Source organism: Paenibacillus mellifer, assembly GCF_023195895.1.
GTDB lineage: Bacteria > Bacillota > Bacilli > Paenibacillales > Paenibacillaceae > Fontibacillus > Fontibacillus mellifer.
The window spans coordinates 124,654-147,469 of record NZ_JALPRK010000010.1 but is presented as its reverse complement, the minus strand read 5'-3'; the positions used below and the strand labels follow the sequence as shown (position 1 = coordinate 147,469).

Below are 22,816 nucleotides of genomic sequence, written 5' to 3'. Positions count from 1 at the left end.
AAAAAACCGCAAGGCCTGGGCCTTGCGGTTTTTTTGATGACTTTAATTCCGGCCTTCCAAGATGACGACCCCTCGGCCAGGTACCGTGATCGTGCCGGACACCTCGGTTTTCGCTAACAGCTCCTTCATGCTGCCGGAGCCAATCTCCACCTCGGCGGCTCCTTCGTTATGGTTGAGCAGGAACAGGAAGGCTTTGCCGTCCTTGACGCGGCGGGCCACTTCCACGCCGGCTGGAGCGTCCAGCAGCGGCTTGATCCCTTTTTCCTCACACAGGTTCTTCAAGAACCCTTGCAGGAAGGTTGCATCCGGGCTGCTCGCTACATAATAAGCACGGCCTTTGCCAAACGAGTTGGCTGTTACAACCGGCATGCCCTTGTAAAAATCCGAGCCGTATTCCGCCAACACTTCAGCGCCTTCAGTGTGGATTAAGTCGCACAATAGTCCGCATTCGTATTGGCCTGACAACGCGCCCCAGCCTTCTTTCATCACGATTTGGTTCGTACGGCCCGGCAGCAAAGCGTCGATCTCCTCCGCCCAGATGCCCAGCACGGAACGCAGCTCACCCGGATAACCGCCAGTTGTCACCAGATCATTTTCATTCACGATGCCGCTGAAGAAGGTGGTGATGAACGTCCCGCCGGCGGCCACAAACTCCTCCACTTTTTTCGCGAATCCCGGCTTCACCATATACATCACCGGCGCAATCACGATTTCATATTTGCTGAGATCCTCCTCCACCGACACCATGTCGCTCTCCACGTGCATTTGGAACAGCGCGTCATAATACTTGTGGACCTCGTTCGCGTAATTCAATGCTACAGTTGGGCCGCTCGAGAGCTCGATCGCCCAGCGGTTCTCCCAATCATATACGATGCCAACCTTGGCTTCGGTCCGCGCATCCAGCAGCGTATCGCCAAGCTGCTCCAGCTCCCGGCCAAGCTCCGCCACTTCCCGGAATACCCGGGTGTGCTCATGTCCGACGTGCTCAATTACGGCCCCATGGTATTTCTCACACGCCCCAATCGAGCGGCGCAGTTGGAAGAACAACACCGTGTCAGCGCCGCGGGCGACCGCTTGATAGCTCCACAGCCGCATTACGCCAGGGCGCTTGAGCGAGTTGTACGGCTGCCAGTTTTGCTGACTGGGCGTCTGCTCCATCAGCATAAACGGAGAGCCGCTCTTGAGTCCGCGCATCAGGTCGTGAGTCATCGCCGTATGGCTGACCGGCGTATCCAGCGACGGATAGTTGTCCCAGGAGACGATATCCATATACTTGGCCCATTCGAAATAATCCAGTTCCGGATAAAGCCCCATTAGATTGGTCGTCACGGGGAGGTTTGGAGTATGCTTTTTGATTTCCTCATACTCCAGCTTGTAGCATTCCAGCAGCGATTCAGACTGAAAGCGCCGGTAATCGAGCGAAATCCCTTGGAAGTTGGTACGATTTCCGCCCCACTCTTCGCTCAGCTCGTTCGGAACCACAATTTCTTCCCAATCATAAAACGTATGGCCCCAGAACCGCGTGTTCCAAACCCGGTTAAGCTCATCCAGGGTTTTGTAGCGTTCCCGCAGCCAAACGCGGAAGGCCGAAGCGCAATTGTCGCAATAGCAATACCCGCCGTATTCATTGGAGACATGCCAGATCAGCAGGCCGGGGTGATCCTTGTAATGTTCGGCGAGCTTACCAGCCAGTCGAGTGGAATATTTGCGATAGGTCGGCGAGTTCGGGCAGGAGTTATGACGTCCGCCAAACCGGCGTTTCCGTCCCTGCACGTCAACGCGCAGCACATCCGGATATTTGTGAGCCATCCATGCCGGGTGCGCCCCCGTGCTGGTTGCGAGACAGACGTGAACGCCGCTCTTGTACAAGCGGTCGATCGTTTCATCCAATTGTGTGAAATCATAGGTTTCTTCGCTCGGTTGATTCAGCGCCCAGGAAAAAACGTTAACTGTAGCAACGTCGATGCCGGCCAGCTTGAACATCCGTTCGTCCTCTTTCCAAATGTCCGGTCCCCACTGCTCGGGATTGTAGTCGCCGCCGTACCAGATTTTCGGCAGTTTATCGTTGATCACCATACCCACATCCTTTAGCAATATATAACTTCTAAGTCTATTGTAAGGTGAAATTTATCCGCTTTATATATAATATTTTCGATTTGTAATATAATAATATGGTTCAAGTTAGGAGGCATTCATTACGATGAGTTCACGGGCGTTTACCCGTTTTGTATTCTCTCCGGCCGCGACCCCGGATCTTCCGTTACTCTTGGAAAGCGTAGGCTATAATCCGAATCAGGAAAAAATCGCCCGCCCGGACGGCTATCCCTATTACCATTGGCTGCAAACCGCTGAGGGCGAGGGGGAATTGACCTTCGGCAGCGGAACGGTTCCGCTGCCACCGGGCAGCGGTATACTGCTTCCACCCGATATGCCGCACGCTTACGAAGCTAAGCGGAGCTCGAATTGGGAGACATATTACCTCACCTTTGGCGGAGCGGCTGCCGGTTCAATCCTGGCCGCGTTTGGAATCCGGGAAGCCGCCTTGTTTCGCTGGGAAGCCGAGGCTCCCCTCACCCCGCTGCTCGGTCAATTGTTGAACAAGCTGGACAGGATCCAGGACTTGTTTGGCCTGGAAACCTCGACAGAGGTGTACCGTTTCCTCGCCGTCCTGAGCCAATTTGGCCAGGTGAGCAGCAGCGCTGTCCCTCGCAATATGGAGAAGTTAGGTCCGCTGCTCGCCTGGATGGAGCAGGAATACGGCAATCCCGATATCGGACTGGACACTTTGGCGGAAGTGGTAGAGATGTCGGGCCGGCATCTCAGCAAATTGTTCCAGCAAACGTTTGGCATCGCGCCCTACAGCTATCTCACCCACATGCGCATCCATAAAGCGAAGGAGCATCTAGCCAGCGAACCCGGCGTCACCGTAGCCGCCATCGCCGGCAAAACCGGCTTCCGCGATGCCAGCCATTTCGTCGCCACCTTTCGCAAGCATACGGGGATGACCCCCCAGCAATTCCGCCGGCTGCATTAGTCAGTTTGGATTGACTCCTTAGCCCACGATATACGTCACTCCGGCTTCCGTTAGGAAGCGATCGCCTTCTTGCGCGGTGCGGCCGTCCGGCAGTCGGACCTCCAAACCTTCCAAGCCGCGAAGCGTGCACCACCCGCCAACCGTGGACCTAACCTTGGCCGGCGTCAAGCGGCCTGCCTCCCACGCCAGGTCGACGGTGAACCCGCCGCGCGCCCGAAGGCCGCTCACCTGACCGCTTGTCCACGCCGCGGGCAGGGCGGGCAGCAAATCGATGCCGTCCATATGGCTTTGCAGCAGCATCTCGGCGATGCCAGCGGCCCCGCCAAAGTTGCCGTCGATCTGGAACGGCGGATGATCGTCGAACAGGTTCGGATACGTGGAGCGCGACAACAGCGTTTCCACGAACCGGTGCGCCGTCTCCCCATCGCCCAGCCGGGCGTACAGGTTGATTAACCATGCGCAGCTCCAGCCGGTATGGCCTCCCCCGTTCTGGATGCGTTCCTCCAGCGTACACCGGACAGCTTCCGCCATTTCCGGCGTCTGCCGTACGGTGATCGCATCCCCTGGGTAGAAGCCAATGAGATGAGACACATGCCGGTGTCCCGGTTCAGCTTCTGCAAACGGCTCGATCCACTCTTGCAACCGACCGTCCGTGCCGATTTGCGGTTCGGCCATTCGTGCCAATATCCCCGTCAGTTCCTCTCGCCAATCTTCATCGAGGCCAAGGATCTCCGCTGCCCGAATCGTATACGTAAGCAGCTCGCGGATCAGGAACAGGTCCATCGTACTGCCGGCGGACACGCTGCAGGGTTCGCCGCCATCCGGCGTCAGGAACTTATTCTCCGGCGAGGTCGAAGGCACCGTCACGAGCCGCCCGTCGGGTCCGGGAACGAGCCAATCTTGGCAAAATTCAGCGGCGCCTTTCATCAACGGATACGCGGTCTCTCTCAAGAACTGCTCGTCAGGTGCAAACGCGTAATGCTCCCATAAATGCCGGCACAGCCAAACTCCGCCCAGCGGCCAGAATGCCCAGCTGGCCTCGCCATCCGACGGAGTCGACTGGCGCCATAAATCCACGTTGTGATGGGCGACCCAGCCCCGGGCTCCGTAATGAATCCGCGCCGTTCGGGCACCGGTAACGCTAAGATCGCGGATCAACTCGAATAACGGCTCATGGCACTCGGCCAGACCCGCGACCTCTGCATGCCAATAATTCATTTGCGTATTGATGTTGGTCGTATATCCGCAGTTCCACGGCGGCTGGACATGTGGGTTCCAGATGCCCTGCAAATGAGCGGCTTCCGTCCCTGGCCGAGAGCTGGCCATCAACAAATACCGGCCGTAATGGAAATATAATGCCTCGAGCCCAAGGTCCGCGCCCCCGCTGCGGTAGGCCTCCAGCCGCTCGTCCGTTGGCCGGGCCGCCCGCTCTGCCGTCGCAGAAGGGCTGCCTAGGCGCAGCTCAACGCGATCGAACAGTCGGCGATGGTCCGCCACATGGCGCTCGCGCAGCCGCTCGTAACCGAGCTCCGCTGCGGCGCTCAGCGTAATCCGGCACCGCTCCGCCGGATCCACCCCGCCGCTTCCCGGCGTCTTGTCATAGCCGGCGAAATCCGTCGCCGCCGCCAGCAGAAACGTCACCGCCCGCGCTCCGTGAACCGTCAGCCTGCCCGATGCGTCCACCTCTGCCGTACCGCCGCCCTCCGGCAACGCCAACAGCTGTACCTCAAAGGAGAGGCCTAACCCCTCTTCGTATAAGACTGACTGCGGATGGTCTTTGCGATAATTGTCAGCTACGTGGCTAGGGGCCCGGCCTGTCATGACGATACGCCCCGTTCCCGCTGGACCACCTCCGACTTGATACGGCAGCAACGAATCCAGCGAAGCAACCAGATCCACGAGCTCGCTCCCTAATGCGGTTACTCGGAGGACCATGACCTGATCCGCCGCGCTGACGAACACCTCGCGCAGATACGGCGCCTCCCCTATTTGATAAGACGTTGCAGCGATTCCCGTCGCCAAGTTCAATTCTCTCTGGAAGGTATTAGCAGCCCTATCCGGGCATGTCGTGTTCCTCTGTTCCGCCGTTCCTTCTCCCTGCTCCAACAGCAGGTTTCCAAGCGGTTGGTAGGATTCCGTTCGCCGACCCAACATTTTCGCGTCGACCAGTCTCTCGGCATCCTTATATTTGCCGGCAAAAATCAACTCACGTGCCGGTCCAAGATGACGCAGCGCATCGTAATTCTGCGGATCCCGGGGGAATCCCGACCATAACGTATCCTCATTTAACGCGATTCGCTCCTCGCGAATTCCGCCATAAACCATCCCGCCAATCCGCCCGTTTCCGACGGGAAGAGCTTCCTCCCAGCGGGAAGCGGGCCGATCATACCACAACTTCCATTCTGTTTGATCTGAATAGGTCAGCTTTCTCACTCCTCCTGAAATCTCCTTCAATTGGCGCAAAAAGGCCCGAAGAAATCACGGGCCTTTTCACCACCTTATTTAGATCGTACGATGAGATACGACGATTACAATTTCTTGCCGGTAAACAACTCGACTCTCTTCTTAACGAGTTCGGTATATTCGGCTTCCATTTCTTTGGCGCCGGCTTTATCCAGCTCGGCAAGGAAAGCGTCATACACTTTGTCGAAATCAGCTTCTTTCGCCAGAACGGCTTCCGGAATCCGTTTGCGAACGATATCCTGCGTTTTTTGGAAGATCACTTGGTAATCTCCATCTGTAGGAACAGGCATGTTGTACAATGCGCCCCAATCCTTCGCAGGGAATGCGTCTTCGCCAGGGAACAGGTCTTTCCAAGTTGTTGCGTTGTAAGCCTTCAACGTTTCTTTTTCGGCTTCGGTGTAGCCTGCCACGATTTGCTCTGGGAAGTTCGTGGTGTAGTAGTTGCCCGAAGGATCTTTTACGCCGTCGCCATAGTTGGCACCGAAGATGCGATATTGGCTGATGCCGGATTCCTTCGTAAAGTTCGTGGTGTCATTCACTTTGCGATCCTGAATGTCGGCCGGTACTACACGTTGACCATTTTCAACGGTATAATGCTTGCCTTCGATCCCCCAGTTTCTCAAGACCTGACCTTCGTCGGAAGACAACCAGTCAAGGAATTTGATGGCGCGAACCGGATCTTCACATGCCGTCGTGATGCTGATGCCATACCCGTCAACACCCGCTTGCTGGAAGGAATGATCTTCATATTCTTCCGACAAAGTAACCGGGAAGTGCGCGTAAGTGTATTCTTCTTTGCCTGCGGTTTTCAGAGCATTCTCAGCATCCTGATAACCCCACTCCTGGTCGATCAGACCGAGCACGCGGCCGCTGGCGATTTTCGCTTTGTATTGATCTTCTTTTTGAACGAAAGTATCTTTGTCCAACAGACCTTCGTTATACATGTGGTTCAACCAACGGAAGTATTCTTTCTCTTCCGGGCGTTTGTAGTGCAATTGAGCTTCGTAGGTTTCCGGATTGACGTAGTATTCGCCATCGTCCGGAGCGCCGGTAGCCAAGAACGCCGGGTTCGTTACCGTAATCATGATTCTCCAGTCGTCCGCGCTCAGCGTGAGCGGAATCGTCGGCTGGCCGTCCGTCGTTGGGTTCTTCTCCACGTATTGCTTCAGCACGTTCTCAAAGTCCTGTACGGTGCGAACTTTCGGATAACCGAGCTCCTTCAGGACGCGTTGTTGAATTTCAAATCCGCCGCCGGCGTCAAAATATTGTTGGTCCACGCCGCCGTTTGTAAACAGCGAATAGATTGCTTGATCATCGTTGCTATATTTCAGACGGTTCATGTTTTCGCTAAAAATTTTCTTCAGGTTAGGAGCATGCTCTTCAATCAATGGGGCCATGTCAACAATCAGTCCGGCATCGACCAGCTTGCTCAGTTCGCCTTTCGCAAAAATCAGATCCGGCACATCGCCGCTCGCCGCCATCAGGGCAATTTTATTCTCGCCGCCGCCGGCGCCTACGTCAAACTCGGCTTCGATGGTAACGCCGGTCTTCTCGGTAATGACTTTGCCCACATCGTCCTGCATGTTGTTCCAGTTCGGGCTAGCGTCAGCGCCGAAGAAGGTAAAGGTAATTGGGCTTGTATCTGCTCCCGCTTCTGCATTAGTGCCTGCGTTTCCGGTGTTGCCTGCATTTCCGTTATTGGCTGCATTGTTTCCGTTACTTCCGCAACCCGCTACCAACATCGTACTCGCGAGCAAAATGGCTGCAAAAGCTTTAGGGCTTCTCCATTTCATTTCTACTTTCCCCCTCGTAGTCTTGATAAAACGTATATTGTATAACAGGCTTCGCCTGCTGATACCGAGACCTGCTTCCCTTCCGCCCGGCGTTCCGGAGCGAGAAAGGGCTTTCATCATTGGCTGTTAAAAAATTGACATCCGATTAAGGCCGCCCCGCCGCCTCATCATCCACGGCGGAGCGAAGTCGAAGGCGCCACCGTCGTTAAGCTTTTACGGCGCCCAGCGTCATCCCGTCTACGAAATAGCGCTGCAAGAAAGGATAAACTAGCAAAATCGGTACCGTTACGACGATCGTGATCGCCATTTTGATGGACTCCGGCGATACCTGGGCCATCTGATTGGCCATATCGTTGGCATTGACCATTCTTGCGCCTTGGTTCGTGCTCTGCAGGATTTTCATCAGCTCGTATTGCAAGGTGGTCAAATGCGCTTTGTTCCCGTTATAAAGATAGGTGTCGAACCAGGCGTTCCACTGGCCTACCGCCAGGAACAAGGAGATCGTCGCCAGAACGGGCTTGCAGAGCGGCAGGATGACTTTGTAATAAATCTTAAAGTCGTTGGCCCCGTCCAGCTTGGCGGATTCCTGCAGCGCATACGGCAATCCGTCGATAAAGGAACGGATGATGAAAACGTTATACGCGCTGACAATCCCCGGCAGGATGTAAATCCAGAACGTGCCGATCAAATCCATATGGCGCATCAGCATGTAAGTTGGAACCAAACCGCCGGTGAAGTACATCGTGAGCGCCAGGAACGTGGACACGAACTTCCGGGATTTGAAATCGGGCCGACTTAGCGTATAAGCCAGCATCGAGGCGCTGATCAACCCGAGCAATGTTCCGAGTACCGTCCGGAAAATAGTAATCTTGAAGCCCGTAATCAGGCTGGAGTAGTTGAAGATCGTCTTATAGTTCTCCCAGGTGAATTCCCGCGGCCAGAGGTAAATCCCGCCTCGAACCGTGTCCGTGGAATCGTTTAAGGAGATCGCCAGCACGTTCAGGAAAGGGTACAACGTGATGATCAAAATAACGCTCATGAGAATGATATTGCAGATATTGAAGATTTTATCGCCTCGCGTGTCGTTAAAGGCTTTGCTTGAACTTGCCATCGTCGTCTCCCCCTCCTTACATGATGCTTTCTTTGGTTGTTTTCTTCATGATCCCGTTGGCGGTGAGCAGCAGGATAATGCTGACCACGGAAGTGAACATACTGATCGCCGTGCCGTACGAGAAGCGGCTGATATTGATCCCGTAGTTCAGCGCATACATGTCCAGCACTTCGGAATAGTCGGTAAGCAGCGAGTTGCTGAGCTGGAACTGTTTTTCAAACCCGATGCTGATCAAATGACCGATCGACATGATCAGCAGCACCGAAATCGTCGTCCGAATACCCGGAAGCGTAATATTCCAGATTTGCCGGAAGCGTCCGGCCCCATCGACCTTAGCCGCCTCGTAAAGCTCTTTATCGATACCGGTGATGGCCGCTAAATAAATGATGGCGTTCCAGCCGGTTTCTTTCCAGACATCGGAAGCGGTTACAATCCCCCAAAACCATTTCCCTTGGGCCATGAATTGAATCGGCTCGTTGATGATGTGCAGGGATATCAAAACCTCGTTGACGATCCCGCCGTCGATCGAGAGCATTTTTGTAATGATCCCCCCCACGACAACCCAGGAAACAAAGTGCGGCAGGTAGGAGACCGTTTGCACCGTCCGCTTGAAGTATTTGCCGCGCAGCTCGTTCAGGAGCACCGCAAAGGTAATCGGGACCACGAATCCTGCGATCAGGCCCATTAAGCTCATGGCCAGCGTATTGCGGAGTACCAGGTAGAACCGTTCATCCTGGAACAGGTCCACGAAGTTCTTAAATCCTACCCATTCCTGCTCGGAAAAGGATTTCGCCGGCTTATATTTTTGGAAAGCCATCGTCCATCCCCAAACCGGCAAATAGTTGAATACAAACAACCAGATGACGAATGGTATGGACATTAAGTACAAGTACTTTTGCTTTAAGATGCTCCGCCAGATACCGTTCTTCCGCTTCTTCGGCGGCGTAGGGGTTGCGCTTACATTTCTGGTTTCAGGCTGAGTTGACAGCGTTTCCATCTCTTTTCTCCCCCCTTGTCTGCTATAGCTTTATGATAAGGCAAGGGGGGCCTGCGAAATACCCGAGAGATTTCGAACAAAACCATATAAAAATTAGAGATTCACTCCAACGGAATCGTAAAGGTAAATTCTGTGCCGATTCCGTATTCACTGACGATGCACAAGCCATGCTCTTCCCCATAGGACAAGACCAGTCTTTGATGGACGTTGCGCAGTCCGATCCGCTTCTGCTCCGGCTCTTTAGTGCCCGATATAAAGCTCGTCACCTCACGAAGGCGTTCCGGCGTCATGCCCATCCCATTATCACGCACCGTAACCCGAACCCGGTCCTCGTCCCTTTCGATGTTCACTTCGACATGCACGCCCTCTTCCTTATCCTCTACCCCGTGGACGACGGCATTCTCCACCAGCGGCTGAATGATCAGCGGTGGTACCCGAATGATATTGGCTTCTGGATCAATCGATAGGGTATAACTTAACCGTTCCTCATAACGAAACTTCTGGATCTCCAGATAAGAGCGAACCATTTCCAATTCTTCCTTCAGCGGAATGCTCTCCCGCCCGACTTCCAGGTTCTTGCGCATCATCTTGCCGAGCAGCCGGACCACGTTGGCGATCTCCTTATCTCCCTTCATATGGGCATTCATCCGGATGGACTCCAGCGCATTGAACAGAAAATGCGGATTAATCTGGCTGGCCATCATCTTTAGCTTGATCTCCCGCTGAGCCAGCTCCAGCGCATTGTTTTGTTCGGTTTTCTCCACAACCTGATCCATGAGCCGGCGGATGCTGTCCACCATATAGTTAAACTGCCGTGACAGCTGTCCGATTTCGTCGTTGCCGTCGATTCGCGACACAACATGGAAATCCCCCAGAGCCAGACGATTCAAATGGCGGCTCAGCCGCAGCATTCGCTTCGTGGTCAGGAATGAAACAATATACACGAAGATCAGTGCGATCAGCAATACGAGGATAATAATAAAAAGTCCCATTAGGCTTACGGTATTCGCGTCCTTAACAATCGGCTCTGTCGCAAACACGGAAATGAACTTCAATCCGTTCATGCTGGATTCCGGCGTCAAGGTGTCGATCACGAGATAGGACGGAACGCCTTGGATCGTTACTTTAAATGTCCCTTTTTGCTGCGTCCGTAAATCGATGCCGTAATCAAGGTCTTCCAGTGTCTTGCCGACGTACGACGGATTCTTAGCGGCGACAACATAACCCAAATCATCGGTGATCATCGTCTCAAAAGGCTCCTGTTGCAGCATCCGGTTGAGTTCCTCTTGGTTCATGATGACCATGAGTACCCCGCTCTTCCTAGTACCTTCAAAGGAAATTTGCCGAACCAGGCTTAGCCGCTTCACCGGGACTTCCTGATTGTCGTTGATGTAGAACCACCCGATATCTTTGCTCTTCATCGCCTGCTTATACCAGTACATGCCCGCGATCTCCTCGTTCACCGGGACTAATTCCAAGTTGTTGATTAAGGTTGGGTTGTCGTAATAAAAACGGATCCCCGAAACCTCGCGATAGGTCCTGTCATAATTGCGGAAATCTTTATACTCAAGGTAGGCCTTGGTCAGCTCCAGCACACTGGGATAACGGGTGTTTACCATCTTCTCCAGCTTGTTATCTAGCATAAAATAATCGGAGATATCAGTAGGTACGCGGAGCATCGTGGCGGTCCGCGTCTTCACCTTCTCAACGTTGTTCGTAGTTTGCGCGATCGCCCGCTCCATCGCTTGATCGCGGAAGTAAGCGGTTACAGCTACCCCGACGATCAGGACGGGAATCATGACCACGACGATATAGGAAATGAGCAGCTTATGCTTCAGTCTCAGGTTATTGGTGATGCGAATCAGTTTACTTATCAATCGGATCACCTCTCACATAAATGGAAATATCCCCTTCTTTAAGGGGAAAAGGGGATATTTCGGCATTCCCTGGACGCTTGTTTCTTGCGCCAGGGATGCCTGTCACATATTAAATTACCCAGCCGATATGGTTATGGTCCAGGACCAATTATTTCAAGGTGATTTGCAGTTCGGTTTTGCCGCTGAAGGAAGCCACTTCCACCGCGCCGTTACTTGCAAGTACCGCGCCTTGCACCGCGGCCGCTTCGCCCATGCTATGCAACGTGACGAAGAACGATTTGCCGGCGCCTTCGGCCGTCACTTTCACGAGTTTTCCGCTGCGAACGACCGTAACGTTAAGCTCGGCATCGCCTTTCGCATTACGAACCGTACGGGATACCGTTGCTCCATCCTCGATGGCGTACATGCCCAGTTCCACGCTGTCCGCATAATCATAATCCGGACGAACATCATTTGCGCCCGTCGCCAGAATCGAGTTCGGGCGAACGAACAGCGGCAGACTGAAGAAATCATATTTCTCTTTGCGCCATTTGCCGCCTTCTACCGTCTGTCCGGACAGCAAGTGGGTCCATTGGCCTTCCGGCAGGTAATAAGAAACGTCGCCCTGTTCGCTGAATACCGGCGCGACAAGCAGCGAGTCACCCAGCATATATTGACGGTCTAGCGTATCGCAAGCCGGATCCTGCGGGAATTCGAGGAACATCGCCCGCATCGTCGGTACCCCCTGTTGCGTCGCTTGCACCGCGATGTCGAACATATACGGCATCAACCGGCATTTCAGCTTGGTGAAGAACCGGGTTACGTCCACGGCTTCGTCGTCGTAAGCCCAAGGTACGCGGTACGAGCTGCTTCCATGCAAGCGGCTATGGCTTGACAGCAAACCGAAGGCCAGCCAGCGTTTGAACACATGCACCGGCGCTGTATTCTCGAACCCGCCGATATCGTGGCTCCAGAAGCCGAAGCCGGCGAGACCGAGCGACAAGCCGCCGCGAAGGCTTTCCGCCATCGATTCATAATCGGCGTAGCAATCGCCGCCCCAATGGACCGGGAACTTCTGCCCGCCAACAGTTGCGGAACGGGCGAACAAGGCGGCTTCATTTTTGCCCAGCTTCTCTTCGAGCACTTCAAAGACAACTTTATTGTACAGATACGTGTAGTAGTTGTGCATTTTCACAGGATCGGAGCCGTCGTGGTACACGACATCCGTCGGAATCCGTTCGCCGAAGTCGGTTTTGAAGCAATCGACGCCCATGTCGACCAATTCGCGCAAGTATCCCGCAAACCATTCGCAAGCTTCCGGATTCGTGAAATCTACGAGCGCCATACCCGGCTGCCATAAGTTCCACTGCCAAACATCGCCGTTCGCTTTTTTCACCAGATAACCGTTTTTCTTGCCTTCTTCAAACAAACGGGAGCGTTGGCCGATATACGGGTTAATCCATACGCAGATTTTCAGGCCTTTTTCCTTCAGGCGTTTCAGCATACCTACCGGATCCGGGAATACGCTCTCGTCCCATTTAAAATCCGTCCAGTGGAATTCGCGCATCCAGAAGCAGTCGAAGTGGAACACGTGCAGCGGTAAGTCGCGTTCGGCCATGCCGTCCACGAAGGAATTCACCGTAGCTTCATCATAATCGGTCGTAAAAGAGGTCGTCAGCCACAGACCAAAACTCCAGGCCGGCGGCAGCGATGGTTTGCCGGTCAAATCGGTATATTTGTTCAGCACGTCCTTCGGCTCCGGACCATCGATCACGAAATATTCCAGCGATTCTCCGGGAACGCTGAATTGCACTTTTTTCACCTTTTCTGATGCGACTTCAAATGAAACCGCACCTGGGTCGTTAACCAATACGCCATACCCTTTATTGGTGACGTAAAAAGGAATGTTCTTGTAGGACTGCTCGGAACTTGTACCGCCGTCCTTGTTCCAGATATCGACGATTTGTCCGTTCTTGAGGAACGAGGTGAAACGTTCACCTAGGCCGTATACCCATTCGCCGACGCGCAGGTCTAGCTCTTCACGCATATAGGTGTTTCCGCCTGTTTCGGTTATGTGCGCCATCGATTTGAAACCGCTGCCGGTAATCCGCTCGCTGCCGCGATAGAAATCGACGGACCATTGCGGGCCCTTATTAATGCGGACGCTCAGGCTGCCGCTCTTCAGCTCAGCGTATTGTTCGTTTTCGGTGATTTCGGCATGCTCGCCGCCCTTCGCCAATTCAAAATGCGGACCATGGTCGACCGTCCCGGCGAAATGGATCAGCTTTACGCCAATCACACCTGGTAGTGGGGAGTGGAACTGCATTGTCAGTAATGTCGTATTAATCATGTCGCCGCGGCCGCGGATCGGTGTTGTCGATGCGGAGGCGATCAAGGTATGGTCTTGAACCTGGAAATCATAGGCCTGCACCGCGGTGGAGAGCGTAAATTCGTCGCGAATCAGCCAGTTGCCATCAGTAAACTTCATATAGGAAAACCCGCCTTTCGTCACATTGTTTTTCGGATGAAAACGTTCTATACTTGCATTATACTGATATTGTGAAATCTAAACTAACACTATCAAGTGAAAATATAACACTATTTTGACGAGGTGAAAAAATGGATCAAGCGCTTCGCCGCTCCCTGAAGGAGAGCAAAAGTCACGGCAATGAACGGCTGCCGTTCGGCACTTATTGGTACCGCTACGGCCCTGGAGAACACGTCATCGACTGCCATTGGCATGACGAGGCGGAGTTCTTCTACTGTCTCGAAGGAGAAACGCTGTTTCAAGTCGATACCGATTACTTCTCGGTACGAGCCGGGGAAGCGGTGTTTATCGACGGCGGCGATATTCATGCCGCGCATGCGCACGGCGAACAGGGCTGCGCATTCTTCACCCTCGTCTTCGATACGCAACTTCTGGCCAGCGCCCATTATGACGCGGTTCAGGAGAACCTTGTGCTGCCGCTGCAAGAACGAAAGGCGACGTTCCCCCGTCATATTCGGCGTGAGGAAGCGGCAAGCCTCGCCTTGCTGGAGCATATCGTAGCCATGATGCGCAACTGCAGCACCGAATCACCCGGCTTTGAAGGCGCCGTCAAAGGACATCTTTACTTGATGCTGGCGGAGACCGCCGCAACGGGCCGGGCTGTTAATCGCTCCATTGGCAACAGCCGCAGCGAATCGTCCAAGATCGACCGGCTGAAAAAGGTCATTCAGCATATCCAGCAGAATTACGGCCATCCGATCCGGTTAGCGGAGCTGGCGGCACTGATCCCGATGAGCGAAGGCCAATTCTGCCGCTTCTTCAAGTCGATGACCCGGCAGACGCCGATGGACTACATCAATTCGTACCGGATCCGCCAGGCCGCCGAGCTGCTCCGCGAGCCGGAGCGCAAAATCTCCGATATCGCGCTGGAAGTCGGTTTTGACAACATCAGCTACTTTATCCGTGTCTTCCGCAAGACGATGAACTGCTCACCTTCGGAATTCCGCAAGCGGTTGCTGGCGCCGGTAGGGGTTTAGCGCCCACCCCATCATTACGAAAAATTAGCTGGAGCTATTTCCAGCTAATTTTTCGTTTTGTTATAGTTTGGCTCAAAAGAACGGAGGAAATCCGGTAGCAAGGTACGTGATCAAATGTCATACAGTCGGAACCAGCTGATTTGCACTTCTCCTTGCAAATGCAGGTATACATCATGCCGGCCCGACAAACCTGTCGCGGCTTCAGCAGTTACCGTCGTCCAGGCTTGACGCCCGCCGGTAGGCAAGAGCTTGCAGCTTACTACAGCCTCGCCGTCCGGGGAATCGAGCGCCACGGCGATTTCGCCGCCCTTCAAGTTCCCCGATACCCGCGCTTCAAAGCGAAATGTTCCTTCGTTTAACTCGACATCGCGGAAAGCAATCCATCCTCGCTCGGACTTTAACCGGATGCTTTCACCGCCTTCACGGCATTCATCCAGGAAGACCTGCTCGTAATCGTCATAGTTCACCGCACGCACCGGTTCACGCAGTGAACGCGGCGGTATAGTTACGCCTTCCACTTGAAGCGTAGCCGTGAGGGCTATGACCTCCGAGGAAGGTCCAACCATCATCGTATATTCTCCCGACTCCACACAATAGCGATCCCGGGTCACATCCCAGAAGGCCAACTCTTCCGCCTTCAGCGTAAACGTAACTTGCTTCGTTTCTCCCGGCTGAAGATGTAGGCGAGTAAAGCCCTTCAACGTTTTCAGCGGGCGCGGCACTCGAGACTGCCCGATTCGCACATAAAGCTGCGGCACTTCATCCCCGGCCATTTTACCGGCATTATGCACATCAAACGAAATTTGAACCTGGCCGTCTTGGTTTACCTTCGTCCGATCCAGCGTAAGTCCGCTATACTCAAACGTCGTATAACTAAGCCCATGTCCAAATGGGTATAGGACCTTTCCGTCAAAATATTGATAAGTCCGTTTGCCCTTAATAATGTCGTAATCCTTCAATTCCGGTAGCTGGTTCACCGATTGGTACCAGGTCATATTAAGGCGTCCCGCCGGATTATAGTCGCCGAACAGCACGTCGGTCACGGCATGGCCCAGCTCTTGGGCAGCGTGGGAGGTAAACAAAATCGACGGCACATGCTCGTTCTCCCAATTGACTGCAAACGGATAGCTGCCGACAATGACGACCACTGTATTCGGATTCGCTGCGCGTATCGCTTGAATCAGCGCTTGCTGCGTCGGAGGCAGCACAATGTCAGCGCGGTCAATCGTTTCCTTCGCATTAATGAACGGGTTGTTGCCCACGACAACAATCGCCGTCTCCGCCGATTTGGCCGCATTCACAGCCTTCTCCATCCCATTCTCTACGATTTCCACAATCCACTGTTCCCCTGGCAAGCGGCTATCGACCTTAATGGCATTATCAAAAACGTTCTCGCCAACTGCGATCAGCCCGCCGCGCTCGTTCAGAACGATAGGCCGTCCGTTCCACGCCTTCATCTCGACCTTGCCGCTTGAAGCCACGCTAAAGTCGAACACTTCCTTCACGAACCAGCCGCCGGCTTCGTTTGCCGTCGCTGTCAGCAACCCCGAATCGGTCTCGGTTACAAACTTGCCGGTATCCACCGAACGCAATGTGCTCGAACCCCAGCCCCAATCGCCCCGTTCGAATACCGCCGCATCGGCCGCGTTTTCGCCGGTTGCCGCCAGAGCCGATACGGCTCCTTCACCGGACATGATCCGGACATATTTGCCGGTCGCTGCGGAGCGCAAGCGAATCCGATCCAGACCCGTTCCAAAGAATACGGGACGCTCGCCCATTTTCTCCTTCAAGCCCTGCAGCGGAGTTACGCGGTAAGGCGGCGTGCCGCTGTACCAGTCCGTAATCGCTTCATCGGCCAGCGGCCCGACAACGGCCAACGAACCTAAAGTATGCGGCAAGGGCAGCAAGCCTTCATTCTTTAGAAGCACGATCGATTCGCGGGCGGCGGTCAACGATAGAGCCGCATGCTCCGGTGCGCACAATTTGTGCTCCGGTACACGGCTGTACGGGTTCCGCTCCTCCGGATCGAATTCGCCTAGACGGAATCGAACGCGGAAGGCGTTGCGAAGCGCGTGGTCCAGGTCCGACTCGGCGAGCAAGCCTTGCTCCAGCGCATCCCGCAGCGCCTGGAACATGATCGGCTGATCATCCGTCATACTGTCGATGCCCGCTTTAATGCTTCCAGCCACCGCTTCTGCGTAAGATTCCACGTAGCGGTGATCCATCACCGTCCCTATCACATCGCCGGCATCGCCAACGACAAATCCGTCCATCTCCCATTCGCCTTTGACGATGTCGTTTACTTCGTTGTTGAGGTTACATGGCGTACCGTTAATCCCGTTGTAAGCCGTCATCATCGAACCAGCCCGGCCTTCCCGGAATGTACGCTCAAACGCTTTCAAGTAATACTCTCGCTTATTCCGAGGATCAATGCTCACCGAATCGCTGCCCCGGTCAACTTCATTGTTGTTCCCGTAGAAATGCTTCAACGTAGCTACGGCCTTGTAATAAAACGGGTGGTCCCCTTGCAGCCCTTTCACCAACTCGGTCGTCAACGCTCCCGTGAGGTGGGGATCTTCGCCATAGGCCTCCTCCGTCCGGCCCCAGCGCGGGTCGCGCTCCATATCAACGGTCGGCGCCCAGATCGTTAAGCCGTTTACTGCCGGGTTCCGTTGAAAATACACACGCGCCTCATCCCCGATCACAGAACCGATTTGACGCATTAACTCAGGATTCCAGGTACAGGCCAGACCTGTATTTTGTGGAAAAGACGTCGCTTCTCCCAGCCAAGCTACGCCATGCGCGCCTTCCGTGCCGTGTTTGTATGGTTTGACGCCGAGCCGTGGCACTTCGGTTTGAAACTGGCACATCAGCTCGACTTTCTCCTCCAGGGTGAATCGGGAGATCAAGTCATCCACCCGCTTCGCCAGCGGCAATTCAGGGTTTTGATAGGGATATGGGTACGTTTTGTTCGTCATACGATTACCTCGCTTCCATCCTCTATAATTTCGTTGTAAGCGCTTAATAATTAAGTCCTGCTTGTTCCTGCGTGGGTTCGCCAATCTTATCATAGCCCGCCGCTTTTGGTTGCGATACACGGAAGATTAGCGATGTTTTCATATAAAAATATCGCATCGGCGGCGCAACCCCACAGGGTACTCCGCCCCCTTCCCTCGGCGATTATCCCTTTCATTCAGGAATAGGGTTCGATCACATACCGCCAGCTAACCGCACGCCAACAAACCCGTACATTCCAGCAGCGGCTTAATCAACTGCTGGAACATACGGGCTGCTAAGGCGAACAAGAAGGGAAGCATTTCAGTTTCTCTTTCTCCACTCCCTGATGCAACGGGATAATCGTCACAAGAGAGCGGATGGCATACATCCCCCCACCCCCCCGGAGAAGATTCAAGCATGGTTGGACTGCTTTCGGTAAGCAGAAGGAGATGTGCCGACGTACTTGCGGAATTTGCTATGAAAGTAATCCACGTTCGTGTATCCGACCTTTTCGGCCACTTGGTACACCTTCAAGCCTTCTTCCAGGTAACTTTTCGCTTTCTCAATCCGCACTTTATCAAGATACGTATTGAAATATTCGCCTGTCGTATTCTTGAACAACTTACCTAGATAAGCGCTGTTATAGTTAAAAATGCCGGACAACGTCTCCAATTTAAGGTTATCGCTGTAATTCCGATGAATGAGGTCTAGCATAATTTTGACTTCGCGGTGTTTCCCGTCTTCGCCAAGCTGATTCATAATCTGCTGCAGCAGGCCCTCCGCCTGCCCATTTAATTCCATAATTGAATAGGCTTTTTGTATCTTGGAGAAACCGTCGGAGAACTCCTTCCCGCGGCTTTGCAGCTCAGGCGACTGCTTCAGTGCCTTGCTGTAGATCGTCGTCAACAGCTCTACGTAACGGTTCTTGATTTCATTCTCCATCGCGCCTTCGGACATATAAGCTTCGCCTAGTTGGCGAAGTAAAGACTTCACGACATCCCGATTGCCGATGTCTACCGCGTAAAAGAGCTGTTCACCCAGTTCTTCGGTCGAATGCCCTGGCTCCGCAGCCATTCCGGACCGCAAGTCTTCCGGAGTCAAGATCGTTCCCTGATCCAGACAAAAATGATGCCGAACGAGCTCGCACGCCGTCCGATAGGATCCCCGAATCTCCGTCAAGCAACCGACCTTCTCGCCTAGCGCCACGGAGAAACGGATCCCCGTGCCGGCCAGTTCAGCCGCCAGCTCGCGGTAAATGCCTCCGAGTTCAACCGATAGAAGCGGCTCCTTGATCAGAACTCCCAGCTTCGCATGAATCGCGAACACCCAACCCCGGCCGGGTTCCTCAAACAAACGAACCAGCGCTTTACGGACGAGCGCATTGCTTTGGGCATCGGTGTCCCCTTCGATTTTCGCCGTAAGTAGCAGGACTTGAAACACCTTGCCACTGATGCCAACCTCACCAGCTCGCTCGCATAGCGGGGCAGGATCATCGTCTTCTTCACCGGTCAGCACGGACTGAATCAGGGACTCACGGTTCCACTCCGTCGTGACATGCTTCCACTGCTGGGAAGCCTTCTCCTCATCAATCGTCAGCTTGATTTTCCATAGATAATCCTTCAGTTCATCCTCATCCACCGGCTTAAGCAAATAACCATCCGCCCGCTGAGTCATCGCCTTCTTGGCGTAACTAAAATCCGCATACCCGCTAAGAATCAAAATATGCAGGAGCGGGTCCTGCATACGGAGCTTTTCAATCAATTGCAGCCCGTCCATCCCCGGCATACGAATGTCGGCCACCACCAGGTCAGGACGGTATCGCTGATATTTATCCAGTGCTTCGTTCCCGTTCGCCGCCGTATCCACAACTTCGTAGCCACAAGCTTCCCAATCGATGAACGTACGTAGGCCTTCTCTGAGCTTGGGTTCGTCGTCAACAATAAGCACTTTAATCATTAGGCATTCCTCCGACCGGAAAAAATTTCGTTCTTCCAGCTAGTAAGAGTAATAAAGCGTTTACAATTTATTATATTTCAATTTTTGCTTAATTCACAAACATTATTCTGTTGATTTATTGCACTATTTTGATGCATAGAAACAAAAAACTGCCCCACCCCATCCTTTGATGAGTGCAGAGCAGCCTGCCTGAACCGTGCAAACCCGCGGCTAGTCACGGGTTCAACCGTCTCGGCCTATTTTCCCCGCAGGGGATGAGTCCGGTACCGGCACACCGAAATTCGGCGTACCGTCTTCGTTCCATTCCAGAAATTGTGCCCGCGTATGACGGTTCGGGTCGTACAGCGGATCGCCGATGATCTCTTTGTAATTACGGGCATGATAGACCAATACGTCCTGCCCGTCTTCCGAGACGGTAAAACTATTATGACCCGGTCCGAACTGTCCGGCAGACTCATTGGTGGCGAACACCGGGACCGGCGATTTCGTCCAGGATCCGGAGTCGAGCAAATTCGCAGATGCATCGGCGGAGAGCAAACCCATACAATAATGATGGTTCGTGGCACTGGCCGAATAGCTGATGAAAATACGCCCGTTTCGTTTCAGCACCGCAGGTCCTTCGTTTACTTTGAAGCCGATCGTTTCCCAATCGTATTCCGGCGTGGAGATCATCACCTGCTCTCCGGTTAAAGTCCATGGATTACTCATCCGGGAGATATAGAGATTAGAGTTACCTTCGATCTTCGGGTCCTTCTGTGCCCAAACGTAATAACGTTCTCCCTGATGCTCGAACGTCGTTGCATCCAGCGCGAACGACTCCCAGCGCGTGCGGACCTGCCCTTTCTCTTCCCATTCGCCTTCGAGCGGATTGGCAGAAGCGTTATCCAGTACGTACATTCGATGATCAAACAAACCATCATTCGTTTCGGTCGTCCGCGCTGCGGCAAAATAGATATACCATTTTCCATCGATAAAATGGATTTCCGGCGCCCAGATGTTGGCGCTCAGCGGGCCAGATTCATATTTGCGCCAGGCCACGGCCGGCTTGGCATCGCCCAATCCTTGCAGTGTCTTTGACCGACGGACTTCGATCCGGTCGTATTCGGGAACCGAAGCGGTAAAGTAATAATACCCGTCTTGATGCTTGTAAACCCATGGATCTGCCCGCTGCTCCACGATCGGATTCATGTACTCCTGCTTGTGACTCATCTCGGTTTCTCCTTCTCCCTCTGTGATTTAGTTCTGTTCCGGCCTTCTTCTCAGGCGTTATTTCCGTTCTATCCTTTGACCGCTCCTGCCGTCATCCCGTCGATAAAGTATTTCTGAAAACCAATAAACAAAATGAAGATCGGAATGATGGAGAAAAACGAACCCACGATTAGCAAATCATAGTTATTGCCGTAAGGGGTCAGCAATGTTTTGAGACCGATCGGCAACGTATATTTGTTCGCGTCGCTCAAGACCATAAACGGCCACAGGAAGTTGTTCCAGCTATTCATACCGTTGAGGATCGCCATTGCGGCAAAAGAAGGCTTCATCACCGGCAAGATAATCCGCACGTAGATCCCGTACTCGCTTGCTCCGTCAACGCGGCCGGCGGCGATAATTTCCCGGGGAATTCCCCTCAGATATTGTCTGAAGAAGAAGATCGTCGCCGCGCTGGCAATCCCCGGTAGAATGATGGCCGAATAGGAGTTCATCAGCCCGATATCGTACGTTAAGGTATACAGCGGCAGCAGCAGGATCTCGAACGGAACCATCATGATTAGCAGCACGCAAACGAACAGGACGTTTTTCCCCTTAAACTCATAAGCCGAAAATCCATACGCCACCGTAGCGCTGACCAATAGGGTCAATACCACTTGCAGGACAGTTAACAGCAATGAATTAAAAAACCACATAAAATAAGAATGATTACCTGTAAACAGGTAAACAAAGTTATCAAAGCTCATAGCAGGTAGATCAAACCGTAAATTGAGCCCGTACCGAATTAAATCCTCACCTGGCTTAAATGAAGCCAGCGTCACGGCGTAAAACGGCAGGAGAATCAGCACGCACAAGAAGGCAAAAAACACAAACAGGACGATTTTGATCGGCAAGCCGCGGGTTGAATTCGTCATGCTTCCTCCTCCTTCTTAAACATGCCGGTAAGGGCCAGCTGTGTCAGGTTAATGACCATCGTAATGACGAGAAGCACGATACCGACGGCAGCCGCATACCCCAAGTTGTTCTTCTCGATTCCTTGGCGGTACAAATAGCCGACGATCGTCAGCCCGATGTTCTTCGGAGAATTGTTGCCGTTCCAGAGCATCATGCTCTCGATGAACATCGCCAGGCCGGCATAAATGCTAATCGTTAATACATAAATGGTCGTTGGCTTCAACAGCGGCATGGTGATCTTCATAAATCGCTGAAAAGGAGAGGCACCGTCAATCGAAGCGGCCTCGTAATATTCGTCGGGGATATTCTTAAGCCCAGATAAGAAATAAAGCATGTTCACCCCGGTCCATCTCCAGGTCGCCAAAGCCAATAAGGCAATAAAACCGGTGGTTTGACCCTTCAGGAATTTGATCGGCTCCACGCCAAACAACCCAAGGAAACTATTGATCAACGAACCTTCCATTTCCCCGAACATCAGTCGGAAAATGGTCCCCGCCACCACGACCGAGGTCAAGGCCGGGAAGAAAAACGAGGATTTGAAAAACTCCCTGGCCCACATGAACTTGTTGTTGATCAATACGGCAAACAGCATCGGAAACGGAATCAGGATCACTAATGTTAAGACCATGTAGATGGCGCTGTTCACAACCGCTTTAAGGAAAATGCCGTCGCCCATTAATTTCTCGTAATTGTCCATTCCGATCCACGCCGCTTCCTGCCCCAAGGTGACCTTCTGGAAACTCATCCCGAAGGAGCTGGCCAGCGGATACACCCAGAAGATAAGGAACACGAGCACAAACGGAAAAATAAATACGTAAGGAGCCACCTTTTGTGAGTAAAGGAATTTTTTGACCATCGCCCTACCCCTTTTTTAAACCGAGCTACTCCGGATGGAGTAGCTCGCTGTTTATTTCTGCAGATTTG

Annotated in this window: 14 protein-coding genes; 2 read left to right on the top strand and 12 right to left on the bottom strand. The window is 53.3% G+C overall.

What is annotated here, in order from left to right; genetic code table 11:
- Positions 1 to 42: 42 nt before the first annotated feature.
- Positions 43 to 2,073 carry a beta-galactosidase gene (locus tag M0651_RS12835; protein WP_248552130.1) on the bottom strand — a complete coding sequence of 677 codons (2,031 nt, stop codon included), beginning with the start codon at positions 2,071 to 2,073 and terminating at the stop codon, positions 43 to 45.
- Positions 2,074 to 2,200: 127 nt separating this feature from the next.
- Here M0651_RS12835 and M0651_RS12830 point away from each other — a divergent pair, with 127 nt between their 5' ends.
- The gene (locus tag M0651_RS12830) at positions 2,201 to 3,034 is read left to right on the top strand and encodes an AraC family transcriptional regulator (RefSeq protein ID WP_248552129.1); all 834 of its coding nucleotides are present in this window, start codon (positions 2,201 to 2,203) and stop codon (positions 3,032 to 3,034) included.
- An 18-nt stretch (positions 3,035 to 3,052) separates the two neighbouring features.
- Here the strand turns inward: M0651_RS12830 and M0651_RS12825 are convergent, their stop codons facing one another.
- From M0651_RS12825 to yicI, 6 genes are all read right to left on the bottom strand, one after another.
- Entirely contained in the window at positions 3,053 to 5,467 is a 2,415-nt protein-coding gene (locus M0651_RS12825; protein ID WP_248552128.1) for a glycoside hydrolase family 95 protein, read from the bottom strand.
- Positions 5,468 to 5,562: 95 nt separating this feature from the next.
- Positions 5,563 to 7,290: an ABC transporter substrate-binding protein gene (locus M0651_RS12820; RefSeq protein ID WP_248552127.1), complete on the bottom strand. Its 1,728-nt coding sequence runs from the start codon at positions 7,288 to 7,290 to the stop codon at positions 5,563 to 5,565.
- A gap of 205 nt (positions 7,291 to 7,495) precedes the next feature.
- Complete coding sequence (locus tag M0651_RS12815) at positions 7,496 to 8,401, bottom strand: carbohydrate ABC transporter permease (protein ID WP_248552126.1); 906 nt, start codon at positions 8,399 to 8,401, stop codon at positions 7,496 to 7,498.
- Positions 8,402 to 8,417: 16 nt separating this feature from the next.
- Complete coding sequence (locus M0651_RS12810; protein ID WP_248552125.1) at positions 8,418 to 9,398, bottom strand: ABC transporter permease; 981 nt, start codon at positions 9,396 to 9,398, stop codon at positions 8,418 to 8,420.
- Between the two features lie 101 nt (positions 9,399 to 9,499).
- Positions 9,500 to 11,275: a sensor histidine kinase gene (locus M0651_RS12805; protein ID WP_248552124.1), complete on the bottom strand. Its 1,776-nt coding sequence runs from the start codon at positions 11,273 to 11,275 to the stop codon at positions 9,500 to 9,502.
- 148 nt (positions 11,276 to 11,423) lie between these two features.
- Positions 11,424 to 13,742: an alpha-xylosidase gene (gene yicI, locus M0651_RS12800; RefSeq protein WP_248552123.1), complete on the bottom strand. Its 2,319-nt coding sequence runs from the start codon at positions 13,740 to 13,742 to the stop codon at positions 11,424 to 11,426.
- Between the two features lie 131 nt (positions 13,743 to 13,873).
- On the opposite strand from yicI, the gene M0651_RS12795 reads away from it, so the two are divergent.
- Positions 13,874 to 14,779, top strand: a complete 906-nt coding sequence (locus M0651_RS12795) for a helix-turn-helix transcriptional regulator (RefSeq protein ID WP_248552122.1) — start codon at positions 13,874 to 13,876, stop codon at positions 14,777 to 14,779.
- Positions 14,780 to 14,889: 110 nt separating this feature from the next.
- Here M0651_RS12795 and M0651_RS12790 read toward each other — a convergent pair whose 3' ends face one another.
- The 5 genes from M0651_RS12790 to M0651_RS12770 form a co-directional block, all read right to left on the bottom strand.
- Positions 14,890 to 17,757 (bottom strand): glycoside hydrolase family 3 protein, encoded by a 2,868-nt coding sequence (locus tag M0651_RS12790; protein ID WP_248552121.1) that lies wholly within the window; start codon positions 17,755 to 17,757, stop codon positions 14,890 to 14,892.
- Between the two features lie 430 nt (positions 17,758 to 18,187).
- Positions 18,188 to 19,732, bottom strand: a complete 1,545-nt coding sequence (locus M0651_RS12785) for a response regulator transcription factor (RefSeq protein WP_248552120.1) — start codon at positions 19,730 to 19,732, stop codon at positions 18,188 to 18,190.
- A gap of 222 nt (positions 19,733 to 19,954) precedes the next feature.
- Positions 19,955 to 20,941 carry a glycoside hydrolase family 43 protein gene (locus M0651_RS12780; RefSeq protein ID WP_248552119.1) on the bottom strand — a complete coding sequence of 329 codons (987 nt, stop codon included), beginning with the start codon at positions 20,939 to 20,941 and terminating at the stop codon, positions 19,955 to 19,957.
- A gap of 68 nt (positions 20,942 to 21,009) precedes the next feature.
- Positions 21,010 to 21,852, bottom strand: a complete 843-nt coding sequence (locus M0651_RS12775) for a carbohydrate ABC transporter permease (RefSeq protein ID WP_248552118.1) — start codon at positions 21,850 to 21,852, stop codon at positions 21,010 to 21,012.
- A complete protein-coding gene (locus M0651_RS12770) occupies positions 21,849 to 22,748 on the bottom strand; it encodes a carbohydrate ABC transporter permease (RefSeq protein WP_248552117.1) in 900 nt (299 codons plus the stop codon). Before M0651_RS12770 ends, M0651_RS12775 begins: the two co-directional genes overlap by 4 nt.
- Between the last annotated feature and the right edge of the window lie 68 nt (positions 22,749 to 22,816).

What these genes read in the sequence shown, in the direction of transcription:
- M0651_RS12790 (WP_248552121.1), bottom strand. Translation starts at nt 17,757, where the DNA reads ATGACGAACAAAACGTACCCATATCCCTATCAAAACCCTGAATTGCCG.
- M0651_RS12785 (WP_248552120.1), bottom strand. Translation starts at nt 19,732, where the DNA reads ATGATTAAAGTGCTTATTGTTGACGACGAACCCAAGCTCAGAGAAGGC.
- M0651_RS12770 (WP_248552117.1), bottom strand. Translation starts at nt 22,748, where the DNA reads ATGGTCAAAAAATTCCTTTACTCACAAAAGGTGGCTCCTTACGTATTT.
- M0651_RS12810 (WP_248552125.1), bottom strand. Translation starts at nt 9,398, where the DNA reads ATGGAAACGCTGTCAACTCAGCCTGAAACCAGAAATGTAAGCGCAACC.
- M0651_RS12780 (WP_248552119.1), bottom strand. Translation starts at nt 20,941, where the DNA reads ATGAGTCACAAGCAGGAGTACATGAATCCGATCGTGGAGCAGCGGGCA.
- M0651_RS12815 (WP_248552126.1), bottom strand. Translation starts at nt 8,401, where the DNA reads ATGGCAAGTTCAAGCAAAGCCTTTAACGACACGCGAGGCGATAAAATC.
- M0651_RS12795 (WP_248552122.1), top strand. Translation starts at nt 13,874, where the DNA reads ATGGATCAAGCGCTTCGCCGCTCCCTGAAGGAGAGCAAAAGTCACGGC.
- yicI (WP_248552123.1), bottom strand. Translation starts at nt 13,742, where the DNA reads ATGAAGTTTACTGATGGCAACTGGCTGATTCGCGACGAATTTACGCTC.
- M0651_RS12820 (WP_248552127.1), bottom strand. Translation starts at nt 7,290, where the DNA reads ATGAAATGGAGAAGCCCTAAAGCTTTTGCAGCCATTTTGCTCGCGAGT.
- M0651_RS12775 (WP_248552118.1), bottom strand. Translation starts at nt 21,852, where the DNA reads ATGACGAATTCAACCCGCGGCTTGCCGATCAAAATCGTCCTGTTTGTG.
- M0651_RS12830 (WP_248552129.1), top strand. Translation starts at nt 2,201, where the DNA reads ATGAGTTCACGGGCGTTTACCCGTTTTGTATTCTCTCCGGCCGCGACC.